15 protein-coding genes are annotated in these 22,890 nt (G+C 62.7%); 3 read left to right on the top strand and 12 right to left on the bottom strand.

The window, feature by feature from the left end; all coding sequences use genetic code 11:
* Positions 1 to 27: 27 nt before the first annotated feature.
* Positions 28 to 942: an ACA family class A beta-lactamase gene (gene blaACA, locus NFX52_RS01685; RefSeq protein ID WP_055397478.1), complete on the top strand. Its 915-nt coding sequence runs from the start codon at positions 28 to 30 to the stop codon at positions 940 to 942.
* Here the strand turns inward: blaACA and argA are convergent.
* The 4 genes from argA to NFX52_RS01665 all read right to left on the bottom strand — a co-directional run bounded on the left by argA (position 929) and on the right by NFX52_RS01665 (position 6,854).
* Entirely contained in the window at positions 929 to 2,275 is a 1,347-nt protein-coding gene (argA, locus tag NFX52_RS01680) for an amino-acid N-acetyltransferase (protein ID WP_055397476.1), read from the bottom strand. The genes blaACA and argA overlap by 14 nt on opposite strands.
* A gap of 83 nt (positions 2,276 to 2,358) precedes the next feature.
* On the bottom strand, positions 2,359 to 4,389 hold the full coding sequence (locus NFX52_RS01675; protein ID WP_055397474.1) for an AAA family ATPase: 2,031 nt from the start codon (positions 4,387 to 4,389) through the stop codon (positions 2,359 to 2,361).
* A 19-nt stretch (positions 4,390 to 4,408) separates the two neighbouring features.
* Positions 4,409 to 4,660: a hypothetical protein gene (locus NFX52_RS01670; RefSeq protein WP_055397472.1), complete on the bottom strand. Its 252-nt coding sequence runs from the start codon at positions 4,658 to 4,660 to the stop codon at positions 4,409 to 4,411.
* A 331-nt stretch (positions 4,661 to 4,991) separates the two neighbouring features.
* Entirely contained in the window at positions 4,992 to 6,854 is a 1,863-nt protein-coding gene (locus NFX52_RS01665) for a serine hydrolase domain-containing protein (RefSeq protein WP_207401870.1), read from the bottom strand.
* 139 nt (positions 6,855 to 6,993) lie between these two features.
* On the opposite strand from NFX52_RS01665, the gene hrpA reads away from it, so the two are divergent.
* Positions 6,994 to 11,070 carry an ATP-dependent RNA helicase HrpA gene (gene hrpA / locus NFX52_RS01660; protein ID WP_207401871.1) on the top strand — a complete coding sequence of 1,359 codons (4,077 nt, stop codon included), beginning with the start codon at positions 6,994 to 6,996 and terminating at the stop codon, positions 11,068 to 11,070.
* A 47-nt stretch (positions 11,071 to 11,117) separates the two neighbouring features.
* Here the strand turns inward: hrpA and NFX52_RS01655 are convergent, their stop codons facing one another.
* The 8 genes from NFX52_RS01655 to NFX52_RS01620 form a co-directional block, all read right to left on the bottom strand.
* Complete coding sequence (locus NFX52_RS01655) at positions 11,118 to 11,474, bottom strand: hypothetical protein (RefSeq protein WP_055397468.1); 357 nt, start codon at positions 11,472 to 11,474, stop codon at positions 11,118 to 11,120.
* 182 nt (positions 11,475 to 11,656) lie between these two features.
* A complete protein-coding gene (locus tag NFX52_RS01650) occupies positions 11,657 to 13,033 on the bottom strand; it encodes an HsdM family class I SAM-dependent methyltransferase (RefSeq protein ID WP_055397466.1) in 1,377 nt (458 codons plus the stop codon).
* A gap of 15 nt (positions 13,034 to 13,048) precedes the next feature.
* The gene (locus NFX52_RS01645; RefSeq protein WP_238385571.1) at positions 13,049 to 13,153 is read right to left on the bottom strand and encodes a type I restriction-modification system subunit M N-terminal domain-containing protein; all 105 of its coding nucleotides are present in this window, start codon (positions 13,151 to 13,153) and stop codon (positions 13,049 to 13,051) included.
* On the bottom strand, positions 13,153 to 13,851 hold the full coding sequence (locus tag NFX52_RS01640) for a hypothetical protein (protein WP_055397464.1): 699 nt from the start codon (positions 13,849 to 13,851) through the stop codon (positions 13,153 to 13,155). Before NFX52_RS01640 ends, NFX52_RS01645 begins: the two co-directional genes overlap by 1 nt.
* The gene (locus NFX52_RS01635; protein WP_055397462.1) at positions 13,844 to 14,542 is read right to left on the bottom strand and encodes a hypothetical protein; all 699 of its coding nucleotides are present in this window, start codon (positions 14,540 to 14,542) and stop codon (positions 13,844 to 13,846) included. The genes NFX52_RS01640 and NFX52_RS01635 overlap by 8 nt, the downstream gene beginning before the upstream one ends.
* A gap of 265 nt (positions 14,543 to 14,807) precedes the next feature.
* A complete protein-coding gene (locus NFX52_RS01630) occupies positions 14,808 to 16,712 on the bottom strand; it encodes a GmrSD restriction endonuclease domain-containing protein (RefSeq protein ID WP_055397460.1) in 1,905 nt (634 codons plus the stop codon).
* A gap of 54 nt (positions 16,713 to 16,766) precedes the next feature.
* Complete coding sequence (locus tag NFX52_RS01625; protein ID WP_156358697.1) at positions 16,767 to 18,179, bottom strand: restriction endonuclease subunit S; 1,413 nt, start codon at positions 18,177 to 18,179, stop codon at positions 16,767 to 16,769.
* The gene (locus NFX52_RS01620) at positions 18,176 to 20,962 is read right to left on the bottom strand and encodes a type I restriction endonuclease subunit R (RefSeq protein WP_055397456.1); all 2,787 of its coding nucleotides are present in this window, start codon (positions 20,960 to 20,962) and stop codon (positions 18,176 to 18,178) included. The genes NFX52_RS01625 and NFX52_RS01620 overlap by 4 nt, the downstream gene beginning before the upstream one ends.
* 230 nt (positions 20,963 to 21,192) lie before the next feature.
* On the opposite strand from NFX52_RS01620, the gene NFX52_RS01615 reads away from it, so the two are divergent.
* On the top strand, positions 21,193 to 22,878 hold the full coding sequence (locus tag NFX52_RS01615) for a long-chain fatty acid--CoA ligase (RefSeq protein ID WP_055397454.1): 1,686 nt from the start codon (positions 21,193 to 21,195) through the stop codon (positions 22,876 to 22,878).
* Positions 22,879 to 22,890 lie beyond the last annotated feature (12 nt).

Raw genomic sequence — 22,890 nt, 5'->3', positions numbered from 1 at the left:
CCTTGTCTTCACTCACCTCCAATTTTTATGCAAAGACGACAGTTTTCCTTGGGTTTGACGGCCGCTGCCACCATGCCTCTTTGGGGTTGCGCGGCCACCAGCAACGCAGCGAACCGCGACAAGACCACCCGCGAATGGAACGAGACCCTCGCCAACATCGAACGCACTGCCCAGGGCCGCTTGGGCGTGGCCATGCTGGACACGGGCTCGGGCCTGCAGTTGGGCTGGCGCCAGGACGAGCGCTTTGCCATGGCCAGCACTTTGAAGGCGGTGCTGGCGGGCTGGATGCTGGCGCTGGTGGACCAGGGCAAGGAGCGACTGGATGCCCGCGTGCACTACGCTGCGGGCGATGTGGTGGCGTATTCACCCGTCAGCGGCCCCCGTGCGGGCGATGGGGGCGGGTTGACGGTCGGCGAGCTGTGCTCCGCCACCGTGAGCCTGAGCGATAACACCGCCGCCAACGTGCTGCTGGCGCGCCACGGCGGCCCGGCGGGGTTCACGGCCTTTGTGCGGTCACTGGGCGACAGCATCACACGGCTGGACCGCACCGAGCCCACGTTGAACGAAGCCAAGGTGGGCGACCCGCGCGACACGACCACGCCGCAGGCCATGCTGCAGACCCTGCAAAAGCTGGTGCTGGGCGATGTACTCACGCCCCCGTCGCGCGCGTGGCTGCAGCGCTGGCTGGTAGAGACGAGCACGGGCGACAAGCGCCTGCGCGCGGGTGTGCCGGGCTGGAAGGTGGGGGACAAGACGGGCACTGCCAGTGACAGCGGCACGGCGAATGACGTAGCGGTTTTGTGGCCTACGGCTGGCGGCGCCCCGGTGCTGGTGACGTGTTACCTCACGCGGTCTACCGCCAAGCCCGAGCAGCGCGATGCGGCGATCGCCCAGGTGGCGCGGGCCGTGGCGGCTGCGCGCGAGACGTTCAGAGCTTCTTGACCAGCACCTGGCTGCGCCGGTCCCAGTTGTACTTGCGCTTGCGCGCATCGGGCAGCCAGTCCGGGTCCACGGGCTGGAAGCCGCGCTTGATGAACCAGTGCATGGTGCGGGTGGTGAGCACAAAGATACTGTCCAGCCCTTGCAGCCGCGCGCGTTGCTCGATGCGCTTGAGCAGCTTTTCTCCATCGCCCGTGCCCTGGCTTTGCGGCGACACCGTCACGGCGGCCATCTCGGCCGTCTTGGCCTCGGGGTAGGGGTAGAGCGCTGCGCAGCCAAAGATCACACCGTCGTGCTCGATGATGGTGTAGGTGGCAATGTCGCGTTCGATCTCGGTGCGGTCGCGCTTGACCAGCGTGCCGTCTTTCTCAAACGGCTCGATGAGCTGAAGGATGCCGCCCACGTCGTCAATCGTGGCCTCGCGCAGCTCTTCCAGCTTTTCGTCAATGACCATGGTGCCGATGCCATCGTGCACATACACCTCCAGCAACAGCGAACCATCCACCGCAAACGGCAGTATGTGGCTGCGCTCCACGCCGGCCTTGCAGGCCTTCACGCAGTGCTGCAGGTAGAAGCCCGTGTCCGTGGGCTGCTGTGCGGGCGGTAGCTGCGCCAGCAAGGCTTGCGCGGCGGCCAGCGGCAGCTCGGTGTCGATGGGGTTGTCGTCGCTCTCGGGCTCGGTGGGCGACATGCGGATGCCTTGCACCTCGGTCAAGAAGATCAGCTTGTCGGCCCGCAGCTCAATGGCCACGCTGGTGGCCACTTCTTCCATGCTCAGGTTGAAAGCCTCGCCCGTGGGCGAGAAGCCAAACGGCGACAGCAGCACCAGTGCACCCATGTCCAGCGTGCGCTGGATGCCCGCAACGTCTACCTTGCGCACCAGACCCGAGTGCTGAAAATCCACCCCATCCACGATGCCCACGGGCCGCGCGGTCAGGAAGTTGCCCGAGATCACCCGCACGGTGGCACCCGCCATGGGCGTGTTGGGCAGTCCCTGGCTGAAGGCGGCCTCGATTTCATAACGCAACTGGCCCGCAGCCTCCTGCGCGCAATCGAGCGCCACCGAGTCGGTGATGCGGATGCCATGCGAATACTTGGCTGCATGGCCCTTGGCGGCCAGCTGTTCGTTCACCTGTGGACGAAAACCGTGTACCAGAACAATCTTTACGCCCATGGCCTGGATCAGTGCCAGGTCTTGCGCAATGCTGTGCAGCTTGCCGGCCGCAATGGCCTCACCCGTGAGCCCGATCACAAACGTCTGGTTGCGGAACTTGTGGATGTAAGGCGCCACCGAGCGGAACCAGGGGACGAAGGTGAAGTTGAAAACGGCGGACATGGCAGTGGAGAGCGGTGGGTGGCCTTGGAGCTACGGAAAAACTGGCAATGAAAGGCAGCTGAGCAGGGCCGCCAAGTCGCGCATCATAAGCATGCAGGGCTTTCGCTGTCTGGGGCAGTTGCAGCCTGGCCCCCGGTTTGTTGCCGAAACGCCGCCAGCCGGGCCGCAAAGGGCTCCAGGATCAGAGCTTCGTCAGGCCCCGTGTGGGCTGCCACCGCAATGGCCACGCCACTTTGGGCCATCAGCGCCTGCATCTCGGGCTGGGCGATCATGCCGTGGTCCAGCAGGGCCTCCACCAGGCGGGTGAGGGCACCCCGGTACTGGCCCAGCAGGGCGCTGGCGCGCTGGTATTGGGACTGCAGCAGTTCCTCGATGGCGGCGTTGCTGGGTTCCACGTCGGTGTTGAGGTGGTTGTCCAGCTCCACCGTGACGTCGGTGCGGGACAGCCGCGTGCCAAACCCATGGTGGCGAATGAACCGCGCAGCCTCGGCCGTGACCTGCTTGTAGTCCTGCTCCGCGCCGGTCGTGCAGGCCATTTCACCAAACACCAGCTCCTCGGCCACGCGGCCCGCCAGACCCACGCACATCATGTCGAGCGCGTTCTGCCGCGTTGTGACCTTCAGGCCCGCAAAGCTGTTGTAGCCGCCCTCGAACGAGGCGATGTTGATCTTCACCTCCTGCGGGGCCTGGCCGAACAGCAGGCAGTAGACCAGCCCGTGGCCTGCTTCGTGCACGGCCAGCAGGGCGCGGAAGTCGGCATTGGCGCGCTGCTTGAGGCGGTTGAGCTCCAGCGTCACCGCAAATTGCGCCTGCTGCACATCGCCGTGGGCGCTAGCGCCACGCACCACCAGGTGGCGCTTGTCGGCCGCCAGCGTGATGCCAAAGTCCTGCGCCAGGGGCAGCTGCTGCTCCAGCACCCAGAGCGCGGCGTTGACCAAATTGGCGCTCAGGATGGCATGCACCGACGAGAACAGCGGCCGCGTGCCCTGGGCCGGAAACACCGCGTTGGCATACAGCTCATCGCGCACGTCCTGCCCGATGGCAAAGCGCACGCCGCACTGGGCGGCAATGTCGTCGCAATACCGCGCACACAGGTTGCGGATGAGCTGCTCGTAGGTGGCCTTGTTGAACGAGGGGTAGATCACGTGCTCGTTGCCCAGCCGCGCGATCTGCTCAGGCTTGAAGCGTTCGCTGAGCGCCTTCTTCACATCGATGAGCGAGAGCTTGCGCGTGAGGCGGTGGAAGATGTCGGCGTCGGTGTCGCAGTCTTCCACGCGCTGCGCGGTCTCGTGGTACATCTCGTCGAGGTTGCCGCAGACGAACACCAGCAGCTTGCTGTAGTCGGTCTCCCAGGACGAAAGCGACTGCTGAAACCGCGTGAACAGGGCCTGCACCTGCGCGGGCGGCCACTGCATGATCTCGGCCAGGGGCTCTTGCAGCTTGAGCATGCGCTTGAGTTCCTGCGCATCCCAGGCGTCGAGCTGAAAGCGGTAGGGCTTCTTGCCCGCGCGCTCCTCCTCGTTATCGTCAGCGCGCTCGGCTTCGTAGTGCGCGTCGGCCAGCTTGCGCTCGATGTTGGTCAGTGCACTCAAAGCGGGCGGCAGGCGCCCGTCGGACAGCAGCGTCCACACGTCCTGGTAGCGCTCTACCTTGACCTCTTCACCTTTTGTGCTCACTGTGCGAAAGCGCTGGAACTCGTCCAGCACCAGCATGCCTGGTGCGCCCTCGTGGATGCCAGAGTCGCCCAGCATGCCCGAGATGGACGAGCTGCGGTAGCTCGCGCCGTGGCTGAAGCCGTCCATCTGCACTTCGACAAAGCGGTCGTAAAAGCCCAGCAGCTGCGCCAGGCGCCGCGTGAGCTGGGTCTTGCCCGTGCCCGTCAGGCCCCACAGGCAGACGATGACGGGGCGGGTGATGAGCTGGGGCAACACGTACCAGGCGCGGATGGCATCGATCACGCGGTCGATCACGTCGTCGATGCCAAACAGCTCGGCCTTGAGCTGTGCTGCGGCATTTGCCAGCACCTGCTGCCGCTCGGCCAGCAGCTCCCGGTGGGCAGCGCCCGGTGTGTGCCGCTCGCGCGGCGTGGTTTCTTGAAGGGTAGAAAGGTCCATGGTTTTCAATCGTTTTGTATCAGTCGCTTTCGGTGAAGCGGGATGTCTGGATCGCCTTGCGCAGGGCGACGTTGTCCGCACGGCGCTGGGCCCCACGGGTTCGTATGTGCTTGCCTGCCGCACTGGACAGGCTGCGTTGGGCCAGTGCGACGGCCACAGGATTTCGGGGCGGGCCCGAGGCTTCGAGCTTCAACACCAGGGGCGCCTTCATGCGGCGCAGCTTTTTAAGCTCGCCCTGGGCGAAGGCCCGAGACAGTTTTTTGGCACTCATGTGCACTCCACAAACAAAAAACCCCGGCAATGGAGCCAGGGCTTGTGGTGCGCTGCAATGAATGGATGCAGGAGCGCGCTTGCCGTGGCTGGACTTGCTGTGAATGCACAGTCCAGCCGGGGCGGTGGACTGTGGTCAGGCGGGAGCGAACAAGGGAACAAACATGGTGGTGACCTCCTGTGTTTTCAGGGGCTGCCGTTGCGGCGGGCGCGGCCTGAAAGAAGCGCGAATTGTGGCGATGCCCCCGGCGCTTGGCAAGCCGAAGGCGCCGCAATCGGCTGAATTTGTCGCTTGAAAAGAACAGTGCGGTGGGGGGTGAACAGCGCAGTTTTCAGGCTTGGCGCCGGTAGATCCAGCCAGCAGCGTGCAGCCACTCCTCCTTGTCGCGTGTCTGCACGACCAGTTCCACCAGATCACGGCCCGCGTTGAGCGGCACCTGCACGGTCATGCCGGCCCGGTCCGCCGACAAGGGCAGCAGGAACTGGCTCTCGTCCCAGAACAGGTAGCCGGGCAGTTCGGGCAGCTCCCGAAGTCTGGAGGCCCCCACGCCAATGGCCAGCGGAATGGATGTGGGTGCTTCGTTGGTCAGCAGCCAGGTGCTGTCGAGCCGCGCAGTCCAGGGGGCGGCAAGGGGGCCGGGTGCGGGCGGCATCTGTTGGCCGATGGGCACGGTGATCCAGTAGTGCCCCGCCGTGGCGGCCTCGCGCGCAAGGAGGTAGCGGCGGCCTTCGGACTGCTCCCAGCGGTAGTGGGTACCAGGCTGGGCGTCTGACCACCACCAGCCATCGCTGCGCAGGCGAAGCCCGGTGCTCAGGTTTTTCCAGTCCTGCAGTTTTGGGTTCCACGACCACAGGTCAACCTGTTGGCGGTCGGGCGAGACGGCTTTGATGGGCGCGGAATAGTTGCCATAGATGCCTAGCAGGGCATCCACCGCGCTGGAGGATGCGGTGGCCATGGCGGGGGCGGCGGTCGAGACCCGGGGCGGCAGCACACGCAGTTGCCCCGTCTCCTGCAAGGCGCGCAGCGCAATGCCTTCGGCAATCGGGCCCGGCTTGAAGCTGGCGGCGTTGCCGGTGATCATGACCGCCATGCCCGCCTGGGGCAGCACGCAGAAGTCGCTGGAATAAAACATGGTGCCGCCGCTCTTTTGCCACGCGAGCACGCCCACAGCATTCAGGCCCGGGTGCCGCGCACTGTCCCAGCCCAGGCCCGACTGCCAGTCGGGGGTGAGGCTGGGGTGCATGCCCTGGTTCTGAATCCTGCCCATCTCGGCCACGCTGGTTTTCGACACGATGCGCTGGCCATCGTGCTCGCCGCCCTGGATGAGCATCGCGGCCAGCTTCATCATGTCGCCGGGTGTGGTGCACAGCCCTCCCGTGGCGTAGCCCATCACGAACTCCTGACCCTGCGGCGCGTCGCTGATGCTGCCGGGGGCAAAGCTGCCCGGTGGCAACGGCTGCAGCGTATAGCCTGATCGGGCCATGCCCAGCGGGTTGAGCAGGGCGGACTGCACAAACGCCGGGTAGGTTTGCCCGGTGACGGCCAGCACGATGCGCTCGATCAGCGTGAAACCGTCGTTGCAGTACACCGCCATGGCGCCGGGGGCGTGCTTGAGGTGCACATTGGCCATGGCTGCCTCCACCTCGGCGGCATAGCCCGGCAGCGGCGCAAAGGCAAACATGTTGTGCAGGTAGGTGCCGGGCAACCCCGAGGCATGGCTCAGCAGGTGCCGGACGGTGATGTCGCGGTAGCCCGGCGACAGCATCGCGAACTGCGGCAGGTAGGCCACCACCGGAGCATCCAACTGCACGAGCCTGCGGTCTACCAGCACCATGATGGCCAGTGCCGCGAGCACCTTGCTGACGGAGCCGACGTTAAAGCGTGTGTCGGGCGTGGCGGGCGTGGTGGCGTTTGCATCCAGCGCCCCGAAGGCCTCTTGCCAGACGATGTGGTCGTTGTGCAGCAGTGCCACGGAGGCCGCCCGCATCTTGCTGCTTTGCATGGCTTCGCGAATTTCCTTGCGACCCCAGGCAATGGTCGTTGTGAGGGTGGGGGACGCAGTGCTGCTGCCACCACAACCGGGCAGCAGCGAAGCCATCGCGCTGGTGCCCGCCCAGGTCAGCCAACCACGGCGCGATGCAGGAAAAAGGCGGGGCTGATCAACAAGGTTCTGGGCGGATGGCTGTCGGGGCATTCGGTATTCCTGGGGGCATTGGCCGCGGAGGCATCGCCAGTCGAGGCGCGATTGTGGAAGCCCCGCACCCGGGCTGGCAACCGCGCGCATGGCCCGTGTTGCACGCGGCCAACGCCCGGCTCGGATAATGCTGCCCTCCATGACCGAATCCGCGCCTCCCCACCCCTTGCCAACCGCCCCGCGCACTGCGCCGCTGCGCATCACCTTTCCTGAGTCCCTGCCCGTATCGGGCAAGCGCGAAGAGATCATGGAGGCCATCAAGAAGCACCAGGTCATCATCGTGTGCGGCGAAACGGGCTCAGGCAAGACCACGCAGTTGCCCAAGATTGCACTGGCGCTGGGCCGGGGCAAGTGCTACGCCAAGCCAGGCACCAAGGGCCAGCTCATCGGCCACACCCAGCCGCGCCGCATTGCGGCCAGCAGCGTGGCCAAGCGCATTGCCGAAGAGCTGAACACGCCGCTGGGTGATGTGGTGGGCTTCAAGGTGCGGTTCCAGGACCGCCTGTCGCGCGATGCCTCCGTCAAGCTCATGACCGACGGTATCTTGCTGGCCGAGACGCAGACCGACCCGCTGCTCAAGAACTACGACACCATCATCATTGACGAGGCGCACGAACGTAGCCTCAACATCGACTTCCTGCTGGGCTACATCCGTCAGATCCTGCCGCGCAGGCCTGATCTGAAGGTCATCGTTACCTCGGCCACGATTGATGCGGACCGGTTTGCCAAGCACTTTGAGTCGGCCAAGGGCCCGGCCCCCGTCATCATGGTGTCGGGCCGCACCTTCCCGGTGGAGCAGCGCTATCGCCCGTTTGAAGAAAGCCGCGACTACGGCCTGAACGAAGCCATTGCCGATGGTGTGGACGAGCTGTGGCAAGGCAATGCGGCCGGTGACATTCTGGTGTTTTTGCCCGGCGAGCGCGAGATCCGCGAGGCCGCCGACCACCTGCGCAAGCATCTGTCGCACCAGCCCGTGATGCGCAATGCCGAGGTGCTGCCGCTGTTCGCGCGTTTGTCCCAGGCGGAGCAGGACCGCATCTTTGACGGCCACACGGGCCGCCGCATCGTGCTGGCCACCAACGTGGCCGAGACTTCGCTCACCGTACCAGGCGTGCGGTACGTCATTGACGCAGGAACAGCGCGCGTGAAGCGCTATTCTTTCCGTAGCAAAGTCGAGCAGCTGCTGGTCGAGCCCGTCAGCCAGGCCGCCGCCAACCAGCGTGCTGGCCGCTGCGGCCGAGTGGCCAACGGCATCTGCATTCGCCTGTATGACGAGGCCGGTTTCAATGGCCGCCCCCGTTTTACCGACCCCGAAATCCTGCGGTCATCGCTGGCAGGCGTCATCCTGCGCATGAAGTCGCTACACCTGGGCGACGTGACGCAGTTCCCCTTCATCGAGGCGCCTTCGGGCCGCGCGATCGCCGACGGCTACCAGCTGCTGGCCGAGCTGGGTGCGGTGGACGACGCCAACGAGCTGACCCCCATGGGCGTGGAACTGTCGCGCCTGCCGCTGGACCCGCGCGTGGGCCGCATGATCATCGAGGCGCGCGACCGCAAGGCGCTCGATGAGGTGCTGGTGATTGCCAGTGCGCTCAGCGTGCAGGACGTGCGCGACCGCCCCATGGAGGCGCAGCAGCAGGCCGACCAGGCGCACGCCAAGTTCGACGACGACAAGAGCGAGTTCAGCGGCTACCTCAAGCTGTGGAAGTGGATCAACGAAGCGCGGGGCGGAGCGCCCAGCCTGCCATCGGCCCGTGCGCAAAAGGCCATGGCCGCGCAGAAGGCGCCTTCGCAGGCCTACTTGCCGGTGGCGCAGCGCAGTGGCGGGGGCAGTCCTGCCGCAGCGCCTGCTGTACCCGCCGCCGTCCCCGCTGCGACTCACAAACTCAGCAACCGCCAGTACGAGCAGCTGTTGCGCCAGAACTTCATCAGCATCCGCCGCCTGCGCGAGTGGCGCGACATCCACACCCAGCTGCTCACGGTGGTCACCGAGCACAAGTGGCAGATCAACACCCAGCCCGCCAGCTACGAGCAGCTGCACCTGTCGATGCTGGCCGGGCTGCTTGGTAACGTGGGCGCCAAGAGCGACGAGGAAGACTGGTACCTGGGCGCGCGTGGCATCAAGTTCTACAAGCACCCGGGCGCGCACCTGAACAAGAAGCCCGGCCGCTGGATCGTGGCGTCGGAACTGGTGGAAACCACGCGTCTGTTTGGCCGGGGCATTGCGGCCATTGAGCCGCAGTGGCTGGAGCAGATTGGCGGGCATGTGCTGCGCAAGCAACTGCTTGACCCGCATTGGGAGAAAAAGTCTGCCGAAGTGGTGGCGCTGGAGCGCGCCACGCTCTACGGCATCGTGGTCTACAACAACCGCCGCGTGAACTTCGGCAAGGTAGACCCGCACGCTGCGCGCGAGGTGTTCATCCGCGAGGCGCTGGTGGGCGGCAACTGGGAGACCAAGCTGCCGTTTCTGGCCGCCAACCAGAAGCTCATTGCCAAGGTCGAAGAGCTGGAGCACAAGTCGCGCCGCCAGGACGTGCTGGTGGACGACGAACTCATCTACGCCTTCTACGACCAGCAGCTGCCGCCCGAGGTATGCAGCGGCCACAGCTTTGAGGCTTGGTACCGCGAAGAAAGTAGAAAACAGCCTGATCTGCTCAAGCTCACCCGCGATGAGCTGATGCGCCACGAGGCCGCAGGCATTACCACCAACGCCTTTCCCAAAACCGTGCGATTGGGTGGTGTGGACTGCGCCGCCAGCTACCTGCACGAGCCCGGCGACCCGCGCGACGGCATCACCGTGACCATTCCGCTCTTCGTGCTCAACCAGGTGAGCGACGAGCGCTGCGAATGGCTGGTGCCCGGCATGCTCAAGGACAAGATCCAGGCGCTGCTCAAAAGCCTGCCGCAGCGCCCACGCAGCCGCTTTGTGCCGCTGCCCGAGTCCGCCACCCGTCTGGCCGCGCTGCTGGGCACGCCCGAACGTTTTGGCACCGGCAGTCTCACCGACGTGCTGCTCAAGCAGGTGCGCGACGAAACCTCGCTCGACGTGAAGCGGGCGGACTTCAAGCTCGACATGCTCAGCCCCCACCTGTTCATGAACTTCCGCGTGGTGGATGAGCATGGCCGCCAGCTGGGCCACGGCCGCAACCTGGGCGCGCTCAAGGCCGAATGGGGCGCCAAGGCGCGCGGCGCATTCCAGGCGCTGGCAGGGCTCAAGCTCGGTGGCGGGGCGGCAGAGAGTGAAAAAAATGAGTCAAAAATGCCTCCAGCGCTTGATGGTAAAGCGCAAGCAGCTACTAAATCAGGAGTAAAGGGGGCAGCGCCCGCCACCGCGAAACCTGCGAGCGTTACCCCATCTACCCCCGCAGGCCAGCGCTACACCACCTGGACGTTTGGCGAGCTGCCCGAGCTGATGGAGATCAAAAAGGCCGGGCAGACGCTGATCGGCTTTCCGGCACTCATCGACGGCGGCGACGCTGTGACCATCGAGGTTTTTGACGAGCCCGAAGTCGCCGCCGCCAAACACCGCGCGGGCCTGCGCCGCCTGTTTGCGCTGCAGATCAAGGACGCGCTCAAGTACCTGGAAAAAAACATCCCCGATCTGCAGAAAATGGCCGTGGCGTTCATGCCCCTGGGCACGCAGGAAGAGCTGCGCACCCAGATCATCGACGTGGCGCTGGACCGGGCCTTTTTGCTCGACCCGCTGCCCACCGACGAAGTTGCCTTCAAACGCCGCGTGGAAGAGGGCAGGGGGCGCCTCACGTTGATCGCCAATGAGGTGGCGCGCCTGGCTGCCACCATCCTTACTGAATACGCAGCCGCCGCCCGCAAGATCAAGGACACCAAAAACGCCCCCGAAGCCACAGCGGACGCACTGCAGCAGCTGCAGCGCCTGGTGCCCAAGAACTTCATTGCCGTGGCCCCGTGGACGCAACTGGCCCACTACGCCCGCTACCTCAAAGCCATCACGCTGCGGCTTGATAAATACCGCGCCGACCCCGCCCGTGACGCTGCCAAGCTGGCCGAGCTGCGCCCGCAAGAGCAGCGCTACTGGCGCCTGGTGGCCGAGCGCAAGGGGCAGGTTGATGCGCGCATGCAAGAGCTGCGCTGGCTGCTGGAGGAGCTGCGCGTGAGCTTCTTTGCGCAGGAGCTGCGAACGCCCCAGCCGGTGAGCGTGAAGCGGCTGGACAAGCTGTGGGCGCAGGTCAATAGCTGAGCCGTGGCCTGTGGGTTGCGCGAGGTCAGGCCTGCGGCCCGCGCGCGTTAGGGCCTGGTCCAGATCCTGACGGTTACATACATGGCATAGCCCAGCGCCAGCACCAGCCACACCAAGAAGAAGAGGTTGGCCCAGTACGGGCCAGCGTGCTCCGCGAGTGTGTAGATCTGCCCCGCGCAGCCCTTGCCGACGCACGGAATTTCGCGCAGAACCAATGCGCGCAGGGCTGCGAACAACAGGTAGCACGCCACAGCGGCAACGAGCGGAAAGCCGATAGGCCCGACCGGAGGCTTAGTGAGTTCATCGTTCTCATCCCGCAGGCCCTGGTTCAGCAGCTTTTGCCCATACCGGTACCACACGTAGCCAACAAGGAGCATGAGCGCGTAGTAAAGGAAGGTCAGCATGGCGTGAAATGAGGGGGCTGAGTGTGTATGGGCGATGCGGCGAGTGTCGTTGGCCGCCCTGACTCATGCGCAAGATGCTTCTGATGCCCGTCGCTGGATACCAGCGGAAGAAGCAACAGGCCAAGAAAGCAGCAGGCAGGCATAGCTCGCTGTACCGTCAGCAGAGAGGTAGATTTGCGCACTCATTCTTCCACAGCCTCTCCCAAGTCCCCCGCAATCAGCCTGAACTGCGCCAGCGCCGCCTCCAGGTCTTCGACAATCTCGCGCGCAATCACGCCCGGTGCGGGCAGGTTGTCGCTGTCGGCCAGTGATTCGTCCTTGAGCCAGAAGATGTCCAGGCTCGCCTTGTCCCGCGCCACCAGCTCGTCGTAGCTGTACGCACGCCAGCGGCCTTCAGGTGTATCTGGCGACCAGGTGGCTTGGCGCTGTTGGCGGTTGTCGGCCTGGTACAGCGCCACAAACTCGTCCAGGTCTGCGCGGGTCAGCGGGTTGGTCTTGAGCGTGAAGTGCTTGTTGGTGCGCAGGTCGTAAATCCACAGCTGCTTGGTCCACGGTGTTTCACTGGCGCCTTTCTTTTCGAAAAACAAGACATTGGCTTTGACGCCCTGGGCGTAGAACAGGCCCGTGGGCAGTCGCAGCAGCGTGTGCACATCGCACTCGTGAAGCAGTTTTTTGCGAATGGTTTCGCCCGCGCGGCCTTCAAAGAGCACGTTGTCGGGCAGCACTACCGCCGCGCGGCCGTGGGTGGTGAGCAGCGTCTTGATGTGCTGCACAAAGTTGAGCTGCTTGTTGCTGGTGGTGGCCCAGAAGTCGTCGCGCTCGATGGTGTCTTTCTCGGTGCTGGTGCGGCCGTCTTCGCCCACGATGACGGTGCTGCTCTTCTTGCCAAACGGCGGGTTGGCCAGCACCACCTCAAAACGCTCGCCAGGGTCGGCCGCCAGCGCATCGCCCACCACCACGGGCACCGATTTTTCAGAGCCAATGCCGTGCAGCATCATGTTCATGGCGCACACACGGGCCGTGGCCTGCACCAGTTCGTAGCCGGTGAAGGCCTTCTCCTTAAGGTGCTTGAGCTGGTCGCGCGTCAGGCTCTTGTTATTCGCGGTGATGTAGTTGTGCGCGGTAAACAAGAAGCCACCTGTGCCACAAGCCGGGTCGCAAATGCGTTCCGCCGGTTTGGGCGCAATGCATTCCACCATGGCCTGGATCAGCGCCCGGGGGGTGAAGTACTGGCCCGCACCGCTCTTGGTGTCTTGCGCGTTGCGCTCCAGCAGGCCTTCGTAGGCGTCGCCTTTCACGTCGGCGCCCAGAATCGTCCAGGTCTCGGCACCGATCAAATCCACAACCACGCGGCGCAGCTTGGCCGGGTCCTGGAACTTGTTTTGCGCCTTGCCAAAAATCAAGCCCAGCGTGCCTTTTTCTTGCCCCAGCCTTTCCAGCGCATGGCGGTAGTGGTCAAACAGCTCGTCGCCATCCTTGGCCAGCAGAGAGGCCCAGGCGTATTCAGCGGGCACTATGCTGGGCTGGTTGTACGGCGGTTGCGCGCGTTCGTCGGCCATCTTCAGGAACAGCAGTTAGGTCAGCTGCTCCACATAGTCGCCATAGCTCATGCCGTCGTCGCGCAGCACGTTGCAGTAGTTCCAGAGCTTCTGGACGAGGGAGTGGGTGGTGGTGTTCATCAGTCTTTCAATCTTGCAATCTGTGCCAGCCGGGCTTTCACTGTGGGTTCGCGCTCGGGGTCGCTCAGCAGGCCGGGCAGGGCGTTGTGGAAGGCGGGCATTTGCAGCAGCGCACCGGCTGCTTGCGCCACATGCTGGCGCACGGGTGCGCTGGCGGCGGCCACCTCGCGGGCCACTGCGGCGCGGCCCTCCAGCACGGTCATGATGTCTTCCAGGTCGTGGCTCAAGTACACATCGTTGCCGCCACGATCTTTGAAGGCCTCCAGCTTGGTCGCCAAAAAGTGCGGTGCCGACAGGTGCCGCACCACCAGCCCATCTGCAAGTCCGTCTGTCAGTGTGGCCGTCAACGCCTCGTCAAATCCCACGCGGTACCAAGGGTTGGCAAAGCCCAGCACTTTTTCATCCAGCGGCACCAAGTCCAGCTGCATGCGGTGCCAAAACCAGCGAAAGGGCGGCGTATTGTCGGCCATGGTTTGCGTAAAGCCGCGCTGCATCAGCTGCTCTGTCAGGCGGTGGTAAGCGCCCAAGGTAGCCACCTCCACAATGGCGTCCACGTCTTCGGTGGGGCGCACGTCCATCAAGCCCGCGTCGTCTACCAGCAGGCCAGTGGCGCAGCCGCCCACAAACACCACCTGCTCGCACAGCGGCCCCATGGCCCGGGCGATGCCCAGCAACAGTTCCAGGTTGGGGTTAGCCATACGATGGGCCTTTGGCTTGGGTGGGCGACTCAGGGTCGATCAGCGCCTGCAGCCGCTCCAGCGCCATGCCCCGCTCGCGGGCCTTGCCCACGCGCAGGGCGTCAAACAGCGCCAGCAGCTCGTACAGCTTGGCGTCTTGCATAGCCGCAAAGGGCACGGCAGGGTGCAGCGGCTCTATGCCCACCCCGCGCACCGTGCCGTTGGGGTGCGGCCACACAAAATCGGTGCTGCCCGGCGCAAACACCCCGGCAAAGGCGGGCGCGCTGTGACTGGTGGGCACCCCGGCCACTAAAGGCAGCTTGACGGCCGGGAAGGCGTACTTGGCCCCATGCAAGGCAAACTCCGCCAGGTTGCGGGTGTGGGGGCGCACCGGGTTGTCGGCTGCCGCCTTCGCATCATCCGGCAGGGCTGCGCGGCGCACCCGCTTGCGGGTGACGCGGTAAATGCCCATGGGCTCTTGTGCGGCCAAATCGCTGCCCATCTTGTTTGCATCGGGGCCACCCGCGCTGGTAGCAGGTTGCGGCTCACGGTTGGGCAGTAACAGCCCCGCCAACAACCCGCGCTTGATGCAGGCATGCGCCTCCGAAACGCTGATGCCCAGCTCTTGCGCCAGCCGCGCATACGTCCAGCGCTGCTCACCCCAGGCGACGAGCTTGAGGGCGACCAGAAAGTCTTGGGGCTTGAGTTGCATTGATATTCAATATTCGTAAATCGCGAATATTGAATATAAGCTGATCTGACATCAGTGGCAAGGCTTTGAGTGAAAATGGCCTCTATCGCTTATGTGTCAAGCACAAGCAGCTATCAAAAATGAAGTGATTGGCTTACTGTGCCGCTTCAGTTTCTTGAATCTTTTTCGGTCTCCAGCCGTTCGTTCAGAGGGTTGGCGACCCCACAGCATCGATGTGGGGACTATGAGAGCGTGCTCATCGATCAGCAATGGTTTAGATCTGAGGTCACGCGGTGATCGTCATGTCGGCTTCGACTGCATCGTCGTCTGCTTCGACTTCGACACCATCCTCCCCGGCTTCTCCAACATATGCCGCTTTTCCAGTGGCCTGCTCAATCAATGCCAGCAGCCGCTTTTGCCGATCAGCCATGAATAACTCAAAACTGTCGGCGCGAAGCAGTGGTGGGTCGATCAGGTGCGAACGGAGGTACGTGTCCAGCTTTTGCGGATCGATACCGGGCGTTGTTGGGTCACCCTGTTCCAATTTCTTTAGATAGACCGATGGGGCCACGCCGCCAATGATCCGGTTGGTTCTAAACGACAGAGGAGTTTTGTTAATGATGGAGTCGAACACCGACGGCTTGATGCCCTGCTTTTTGCACCAGTCCTGAGGGAAGATGTGATGAATATCGACGTTCTCCCCGAAGAAAACAGTGTGGTCAAATTTTTGCCCTGAACGAAAATCTTGGGCATCCTCTTTCATCAACAAGGCATTGATTCCCTTGTAGGCAGCAGAGAGCCGCATGCGCATGGTTTTGAGTCGATCAGCGCGGAACATCGTCTCGCTTACTGTCGAGGGCTCCGGCCCACCTCTTAGCCACGCCGGTACTTCCATGAAGTCCTTTGCAATTCGGGTTTCGACAGCTGAGCCATAAAGCTCCCCAAAAACACCGTTCCAGTACCAGCGGACCAGCTTTGCGCGATTGGCTTCATGTTCCCAGTCCGTTCCGATGTCCGCAAGGATGGCAGCCAGCGGCACGATTTGCGATTGATAGGGGAGGTCGAAAATCCGATAAATGTGAAGCATGTGCAGGAACTTCGCCGCCTTCAAGAATCCTTGCTCGACCTGCTCTTCATACTGCTTGTAAGCTGCTAGCGGAAGGTCCAATAAGGCTTGGCGGTTTCCAGTGACTGCTGGCAGTTCTTTGCCCTGCTTGCCTGCCTTTTCGGCTTCCCGCCGACGCTCGCGGGTGTAGAACAAAGAGACCGCTTGCAGAAAATCGGTGTTTCCAACATTGGCAATGATTCCGGCCTCCGAACCAGCAGGCCGCAAGGTTTCCACAAACCTGCTGTGACGTCCCTTATGGCCATCATCTCCGTACCAGTCTTTGCGCAGTTCGTGGCCCTCGGCTGCATACATGGCGGTCACCAATTCGAAAGCGTCCAAGGGCTTGCCGCCTGTATTCACTTTCTCGAAGACGACGCATACGGCTTCTTTGGTGGTTGAACGGTCGAGCGCTATGACGGGAACCCGGTAGTACTTGAAGTTCTCCAGCACATCACGCTTAAAACGGCGAAATTCTTCACGCACCGATTCGTTGGAATCACCGGGCCATGCCTTATCAAAGCCGTCCTGCCAGCGATCCCAGTCAAATACCTTTGAAACCGGGTACATGAGTAGCTTGTATTCTTGTTCGCTGGTTGAAAGATCGGGTCCCGCTTCTCGCCCAAACTCGCCTCGCACAATCTTGTCTTCGGGCACGCCCAGGATGGCCTCTTCCCGGTCCACAGATGGGTCCAGCGCCTTGCGAATGTCGATATAAAACCAACGCTTGACCTTCTTTTTCTTGGGCGTCACTGTTTCAACTACTTTGCCCCGCATGGTCACCTGATAAAGAGACGTCATGCGCTGCTGCCCATCGAGGAGCAACGAATTTGGCTTCATGTCTTTCGCTGCGGCGGGCGCGCCTTCCACTGGCCGAGGTTTGAAGTTGACATCGCCTCCGGTGTCGAGCGTCATCAATGCACCCACTGGGAATGAGCGCGAAATCGACGCGATCAGACTTTTGATGCGGTCCTCGTCCCAAACCCAGCTCCGCTGAAAATCTGGGAGCTGTAGAACACCACGATGGCAGTCCTCCAGCAACTTGGACAAGTCATAGGGGTTAGTTTGAAAAGTGGAACCTGCCATGGGGATTTGACCTTCTTCTTTCAATCAAGTCGTTAATGGGTGTGGCTTAACAAATCAGTGTGTAGGTTGCAGGGCGTCGGCATTTGGCGACGCCGTTGAAAAATCACGTTGCAATACAGATTGCCGAAGCGCCTGCGCGCGCTGGAGGTTGGCGTCGACCTCGGCTTCGACTTCGCGGATGATGGACAGGTGGCTGTCGACTTCGACGACGATTCGTGCTTGCTCTGCGTAGGGCGGTAGCGGCAAGGCAATCGAGCTGAAGTTCGCCAGATTGACCTTCAATTGCGCAACGCCCTTGGTAATGCCCAAGATTTGGTCTTGAACGACCCGCGACGCGATGGCGTACTCGATGAATCCCGGATCAACGCCGACTTTGGTCACCCGCAACTTGATGCAATCGGCAGTAATCACGGCAGGTGGGCGATTCGCCGGGTAGCGACACACATCCCCCGGTGGGTCACCCATCTTGGTCACAAGAACATCGCCAGCATCCACTGAGTGTGCCGAAAGCTCTGCGGCCTTGTCAGCAGTGACGTAGACAGTGTTTTCACCACCGAATGACCCAGAACGGATATTGCGCACAAAGACCAAGGGCACACCTTCGGTTTTGTAGTCGCTCACCTTCAAACTACTACCAAAAGGGCCTATCGCCAATGAATAGGGTTCGCCTGCAGACACCTGCTCGGGTGATGCCCATACCCAGCCTGTAGGCAGTTCTGACAGTGCCTCGGTTTCAGGTTTCACTGGCTCCCGGTATTTGCGCTTCCCCGTCCACTTAGCACGCCGCTCCTCAAGAATCCGCTGCAAAAGTTGTTCGCCGGTTTCGTAGGTGCGGCCTTCGCGGTGGGCAAGGGTGGCTTCGGTTTCTACGAGGCGGCCTTCGACGGCAGCTTTGAGGACGGAGGCTTTGTAGCGTTTGAGGTTGGCTTTGACGCGTTGGAGGTTGGCGACGGCTTCGTCGAGGCGGGAGAACTGTTTTTCGAGTTCGGCGACGATTTGATCTTGCGCGGCCAATCTAGGAACAGGAATGCTGATCTCCACCACATCGGATTTCCTGATGGAAGGGACAGTAGTCGAGCGAGACAGCTCGCCAAGGTCCACCGTCTGCATGAAGTAGTACAGATATTTGGGCGAAACCTTTTCTCGCTTTGGGACCAGTCCCATAACGTTGTTGTCCACAAGTGCATCGCGACCAAGCATGACCCTGCGATTCAGTCGCAATGCCTCGCCAATCTTGGCGAAAACCGTTGCACCGGCGGGCACGCACTTGCCGAGGGACTTTGCTTCCTCCGCCGACAAGTAGTTGCGCGAGTCAGCCAATAGACTTTTTCCCTGGAGCCAGGCAGCAGAAATGTCGCCAACTTTGAAAACGGGTATCGCACCGTCTTGACCACCTTGCATGTCTTTTGGAAATCCAACGCCTGCAACAACGTCAGCCACATCACCCAGCAAAAAAGCCTCACTCACGCCGCCAACTCCCGATTCAATTCCTCAATCACCTTGGGCAGTTCCGCGCCAAAGAGCTGGTGCACTTTGCCCAGGCCGCCTTGGGCGTTGAAGGGGGCGTATTCAAAGTCGTCTATCTCTATGCCAAGGTTGGCTGCGATGTGGTCGCGGATCATTTCTAGCCAGTGTTGTTGTTCTGGGGTGAACTTGTTTGTGTCTGTCTGCTGGTGCTGGGCCAGCCAGGCTTTGAAGTTGGCCTGCACGCGCTCGGGGTAGGGCACCAGTTCGTTGGTCTGCTGCATGGCAAAGCGGACTAGGCTGACCAGATCGGTGAGCAAGCGGCGCTGCTTGGCGCCTTTGACCTTGTCTTTGCGCAGGGTGGCGTAGGCCTGCCACAGGGCGCCTTCGTCAATATTCAGCGGCGGGGCGTGCAGGGCGTCGGCCAGGGCTTTCACGTCTTCAAACTTGAGCGGCGCGCGCGTGGGGCGGCTGTACAAAATTTGCAGGGCGGTGATTTCGTCTTTGTGCTGCTTGATGAAGTCTTCAAAGCTCTGCACCAGGGCCGTGGCGCGGTCGCTGCCCATGGTAAAGCGGGCGTCGATCAGCGTGTCTTTGGTGACCGTGTCGATCACCAAGTCTGCCTTTTGCTTCATTTTTAATAGCTGCTCGCGCAATGCAGGTGAGCCGAAAGGCCTTGTAGCGTCCCTTAAGCGCTGCTCTGCCTCGGCGGGCGGCATGTCTTGGGTAGCGTCGATATTGAGCGCATCCACAATGCCGCGCGCCAGGTCGCGCAGGGTTTTGCCGCCGCTCAGCTCTACCACCTTGTCGCGGTCGGCGTCGCTGGCGTCTTTGTCCAGCCGGGCCAACCTGGCGGCGATGCTGCTGAGCACTTCGTCTTCCACGTTGCCCAGGCTCACGGCTTGCAGCAGTTTGTCCAGCGGCACGCTCTTTTTGGCGTCCATGGGGCGGCTGTCGGTTTTGTCGCGCTCGCACACGCCCACGCAATCGACGATAACGAAGTGGTCTTTCTTGATGTGTTCCCCGGGGTTGACGCTGCGCAGGTCGTCGTCTTTGCACACGCGCACGCCACGGCCTTTCATCTGCTCGAAGAAGCTGCGGCTTTTCACACTGCGCATGAAGACGACGATTTCCACCGGCTTGATGTCGGTGCCGGTGGCGATCATGTCCACGGTGACGGCCACGCGGGGGTAGTAGCTGGAGCGGAAGTCTTTGATGAGCTGGTCGGGGCTGGTGCCGCCGCCCTGGGCGCTGCGGTAGGTGATCTTCTGCGCGAACTCGTTGCCCCGGCCAAACTCTTCGCGCAGGGTTTCGACAATCTTTTCGGCGTGGTTGTCGTCTTTGGCGAAGATGAGGGTCTTGGGTAGCTCTTGCCGCTGGGGGAACATGTCGGGCTGCCAGCGGTCGCGCAGGGTGCGCACCACGGTGCGGATCTGGTCGGGCGTTTGTACGGCGCGGTCCAGCTCTTCGGGCTGGTATTCAAAGTCGTCGTCCAGCTGCCAGGCGGTTTTGCGCCGGGTGGCTTTGTCTTGCGTTTCCAGCCAGAAGCCTTTGTCTACCTTGGCGCCGCTTTCACCCACTTCGGTTTTGATGCGGTACACGTCGTAGTTGACGTTCACACCATCGGCCACGGCCTGGGCGTGGCCGTATTCCATGACCAGGTTTTGGTTGAAGAAGCCAAAGGTCTGTTTGTTGGGCGTGGCGGTCAGGCCGATGAGGTAGGCGTCAAAGTACTCCAGCACCTGGCGCCACAGGTTGTAGATGCTGCGGTGGGCCTCGTCGGTGACCACAATGTCAAAGCTCTCGATGGGGATGGCTGGGTTGTAGCCAATGGGTTCGGGGTCTTTGAACAGGCCTTCGATGCGTTCGGTGCTTTCTTCGTCGGCCTCCTCGGCCAGCTCGCGCCCCTTGAGCATGCTGAACATGCGCTGGATGGTGCAGATGACCACGCGGGCGCTGGTGTCGAGCTGGCCGCCCTGCAGGTGCTGGACGATGTATTCCTCGCCAAACTTGTAGTTGTTGTAGGGGCTGGCGTAGGCGTCAAACTCTTTTTTGGTCTGGCGGGCCAGGTTGCCCCGGTCTACCAAAAACAGCACGCGGCGCGCGCCGCCAAACTTGATGAGGCGGTAGATGAAGCCGATGCTGGTAAAGGTTTTGCCGCTGCCGGTGGCCATCTGGATCAGGGCCTTGGGCTTGTTGTCGGCCAAGGATTTTTCCAGGTTGGTAATGGCGCCGATTTGGGCAGGCCACAGCTGGTAGTGCGCGCCGCCGCTGCCCCATTCGGTCACCAGCTTGGGCATGTTGCGCATGCGGGCCAGGAAGGTGCTGGGTGGTTCGCTGACGCCGTTGCCGTTCATCATTGGTGGCAGCAGCGCCAGCCATTGCACCAGCAGTTCGGGGCGGAAGAAGGCGAACACGCTGCGTGCGCGGGGTTCGGGGTCCAGGCCGTTGGTAAAGTGGGTTTCTACGCCCGTGCTTTCCCACACAAAGGGCAGGGGGCGGTTCCAGGCGGGCAGGGTGGTGGGCAGGCCTTTGGCGTAGCGGCTGCTTTGCAGCTCTACGCCGGTCAGGGTGGCGCCTTCTTTTTTGGCTTCGATCACGCCGCAGGCTTTGCCGTTGACGTAGAGCAGGTGGTCGGCATAGCCAAAGCCAGGGTTCAGGGGGAACTCGCGAATCGCCACGCCCACGGCTGCGTGGATGTTGGCGTCTGCAACGTTGCACACGTGCCAGCCTGCTGCTGTCAGCAGTGCATCGATAGTTAGCCTGGCCTTCGCCTCTGGCGTCATGCGTGTTCCTCCCTGCGGGCCATTCTAGGGGCGACCGATACATTTGGTTAATGGTTTGTGGCAGGGCGATGGATTGCGAGCACACGGCCATGTGCTTGCGTGAACAAGGCGAGTAAGCCCGACCTTCGGCGGGGTGCCATGCGTCACATGGGTGACGATCATGGGGGCATTCCCCTTGCTTGGTGCAGGTGGGCCATCTAGGCTGCTGTGAACAAGGAGACTGTTTGCCCATGCGCCCTCACTACCAGTTCTGGCCCCGTCGTTTGCCCAAGTCCATCACGCTGCCTGCCACCTCACTGTGGGACAACCTGGCAACCAATGCACGCCGTTACCCCGACAAGGCGGCGCTGGTGTTTTTTGGAAGCACGACGAGCTACCGCCAGTTGATGGAGAGCGCTGAGCGCCTGGCCGCCAGGCTGGGGCAACTGGGGGTGCAGCGGGGCGACCGCGTGGTGCTGTGCATGCAGAACTGCCCGCAGCTGGTGATGGCGCATTTCGCCATCCTGCGGGCCAATGCGGTGGTGGTGCCGGTCAATCCGATGAATCGGGCCGAAGAGCTCAAGCACTACATCACCGATCCCGACACCAAGGTGGCGATCACTACCGGTGATCTGGCACCGGAGATGGCCAAGGCCAGCAATGCGTTGGCCCCTGGCGAGCGGCTGGCGCATCTGGTGGTCACACAGTTTTCGGATGCGTTCGACGTGAACGTGACCGGCATCGATGCGCCGCCTGAAGCATGGATGGACTGGCTGGGCGCGCGCCACCCGCTGCCTGCACTGGAGGGCGGGCAGGCCCATGTCTGGACGGACGCCCTGGCCTGTGCGGAAGCGCCAGCCGCCCTGTCGGTAGGCCCGGCCGACCTGGCGCTGCTGCCCTACACCAGTGGCACCACCGGTCTGCCCAAGGGCTGCATGCACCTGCACAAAAGCATCATGCACAACACGGTGGCCGCCAGCCTGTGGGGCAATGGGTCAGCCGACAATGTGACGCTGGCGGTGGTGCCCATGTTCCACATCACCGGCATGGTGAGCGTGATGCACACGTCGATCTACTGCGGCGCCACGCTGGTCATCATGCCCCGGTGGGACCGCGACCTGGCTGGGCGCCTGATATCGCGCTACCAGGTCACCACCTGGACCAACATTCCCACCATGGTCATCGACCTGCTGGGCAGCCCGAACTTTGCCAGCTATGACCTGTCCAGCCTGGCCTATATCGGTGGGGGTGGGGCCGCCATGCCGCAGGCAGTGGCGCAACGCTTGCTGGAGCAGTATGGCCTGCGGTATTCCGAGGGCTATGGCCTGACCGAGACAGCCGCTCCGTCGCACGCCAACCCGCCCGACCACCCCAAGCAGCAGTGCCTGGGCATTCCGTTCATGAGTACCGACGCGCGGGTGATCGACCCCGACACGCTGCAGGAGCTGCCGGTGGGCGAGCAGGGCGAGATCATCATCCATGGCCCCGAGGTGTTCGAGGGTTACTGGAAGCGGCCGGATGCCACGGCCTCGGCCTTCATCGAGTTCGAGGGCAAGCGGTTCTTCCGTTCGGGGGATCTGGGGCGCATGGACGAGGACGGCTATTTCTTTTTGACCGACCGGCTCAAGCGCATGATCAACGCGAGCGGTTTCAAGGTCTGGCCTGCCGAGGTGGAGGCGCTGATGTTCCGCCACCCGGCCATTCAGGAGGCCTGCATCATCGCCGCCAAAGACAGCTATCGGGGCGAGACGGTCAAGGCCGTGGTGGTGCTGCGCGCCACGCACCAGGACACGACCGAGCAGCAGATCATCGACTGGTGCCGCGAGAACATGGCGGTCTACAAGGTGCCGCGCATCGTGCAGTTTGTGGCGGCGTTGCCCAAGAGTGGCAGTGGCAAGGTGATGTGGCGGGCGCTGCAGGAGCAGGAGGCTCAGTAGGGGAAGTGGCAG

Origin of the sequence: Acidovorax facilis, assembly GCF_023913775.1 — a bacterium.
GTDB classification, from domain to species: Bacteria; Pseudomonadota; Gammaproteobacteria; order Burkholderiales; family Burkholderiaceae_C; genus Acidovorax; species Acidovorax facilis.
The sequence above is the reverse complement of the archived record's forward strand: the minus strand, read 5'-3'. Positions and strand labels throughout refer to the sequence as shown.

What these genes read in the sequence shown, in the direction of transcription:
- blaACA (WP_055397478.1), top strand. Translation starts at nt 28, where the DNA reads ATGCAAAGACGACAGTTTTCCTTGGGTTTGACGGCCGCTGCCACCATG.
- argA (WP_055397476.1), bottom strand. Translation starts at nt 2,275, where the DNA reads ATGTCCGCCGTTTTCAACTTCACCTTCGTCCCCTGGTTCCGCTCGGTG.
- NFX52_RS01675 (WP_055397474.1), bottom strand. Translation starts at nt 4,389, where the DNA reads ATGGACCTTTCTACCCTTCAAGAAACCACGCCGCGCGAGCGGCACACA.
- NFX52_RS01670 (WP_055397472.1), bottom strand. Translation starts at nt 4,660, where the DNA reads ATGAGTGCCAAAAAACTGTCTCGGGCCTTCGCCCAGGGCGAGCTTAAA.
- NFX52_RS01665 (WP_207401870.1), bottom strand. Translation starts at nt 6,854, where the DNA reads ATGCCCCGACAGCCATCCGCCCAGAACCTTGTTGATCAGCCCCGCCTT.
- hrpA (WP_207401871.1), top strand. Translation starts at nt 6,994, where the DNA reads ATGACCGAATCCGCGCCTCCCCACCCCTTGCCAACCGCCCCGCGCACT.
- NFX52_RS01655 (WP_055397468.1), bottom strand. Translation starts at nt 11,474, where the DNA reads ATGCTGACCTTCCTTTACTACGCGCTCATGCTCCTTGTTGGCTACGTG.
- NFX52_RS01650 (WP_055397466.1), bottom strand. Translation starts at nt 13,033, where the DNA reads ATGGCCGACGAACGCGCGCAACCGCCGTACAACCAGCCCAGCATAGTG.
- NFX52_RS01645 (WP_238385571.1), bottom strand. Translation starts at nt 13,153, where the DNA reads ATGAACACCACCACCCACTCCCTCGTCCAGAAGCTCTGGAACTACTGC.
- NFX52_RS01640 (WP_055397464.1), bottom strand. Translation starts at nt 13,851, where the DNA reads ATGGCTAACCCCAACCTGGAACTGTTGCTGGGCATCGCCCGGGCCATG.
- NFX52_RS01635 (WP_055397462.1), bottom strand. Translation starts at nt 14,542, where the DNA reads ATGCAACTCAAGCCCCAAGACTTTCTGGTCGCCCTCAAGCTCGTCGCC.
- NFX52_RS01630 (WP_055397460.1), bottom strand. Translation starts at nt 16,712, where the DNA reads ATGGCAGGTTCCACTTTTCAAACTAACCCCTATGACTTGTCCAAGTTG.
- NFX52_RS01620 (WP_055397456.1), bottom strand. Translation starts at nt 20,962, where the DNA reads ATGACGCCAGAGGCGAAGGCCAGGCTAACTATCGATGCACTGCTGACA.
- NFX52_RS01615 (WP_055397454.1), top strand. Translation starts at nt 21,193, where the DNA reads ATGCGCCCTCACTACCAGTTCTGGCCCCGTCGTTTGCCCAAGTCCATC.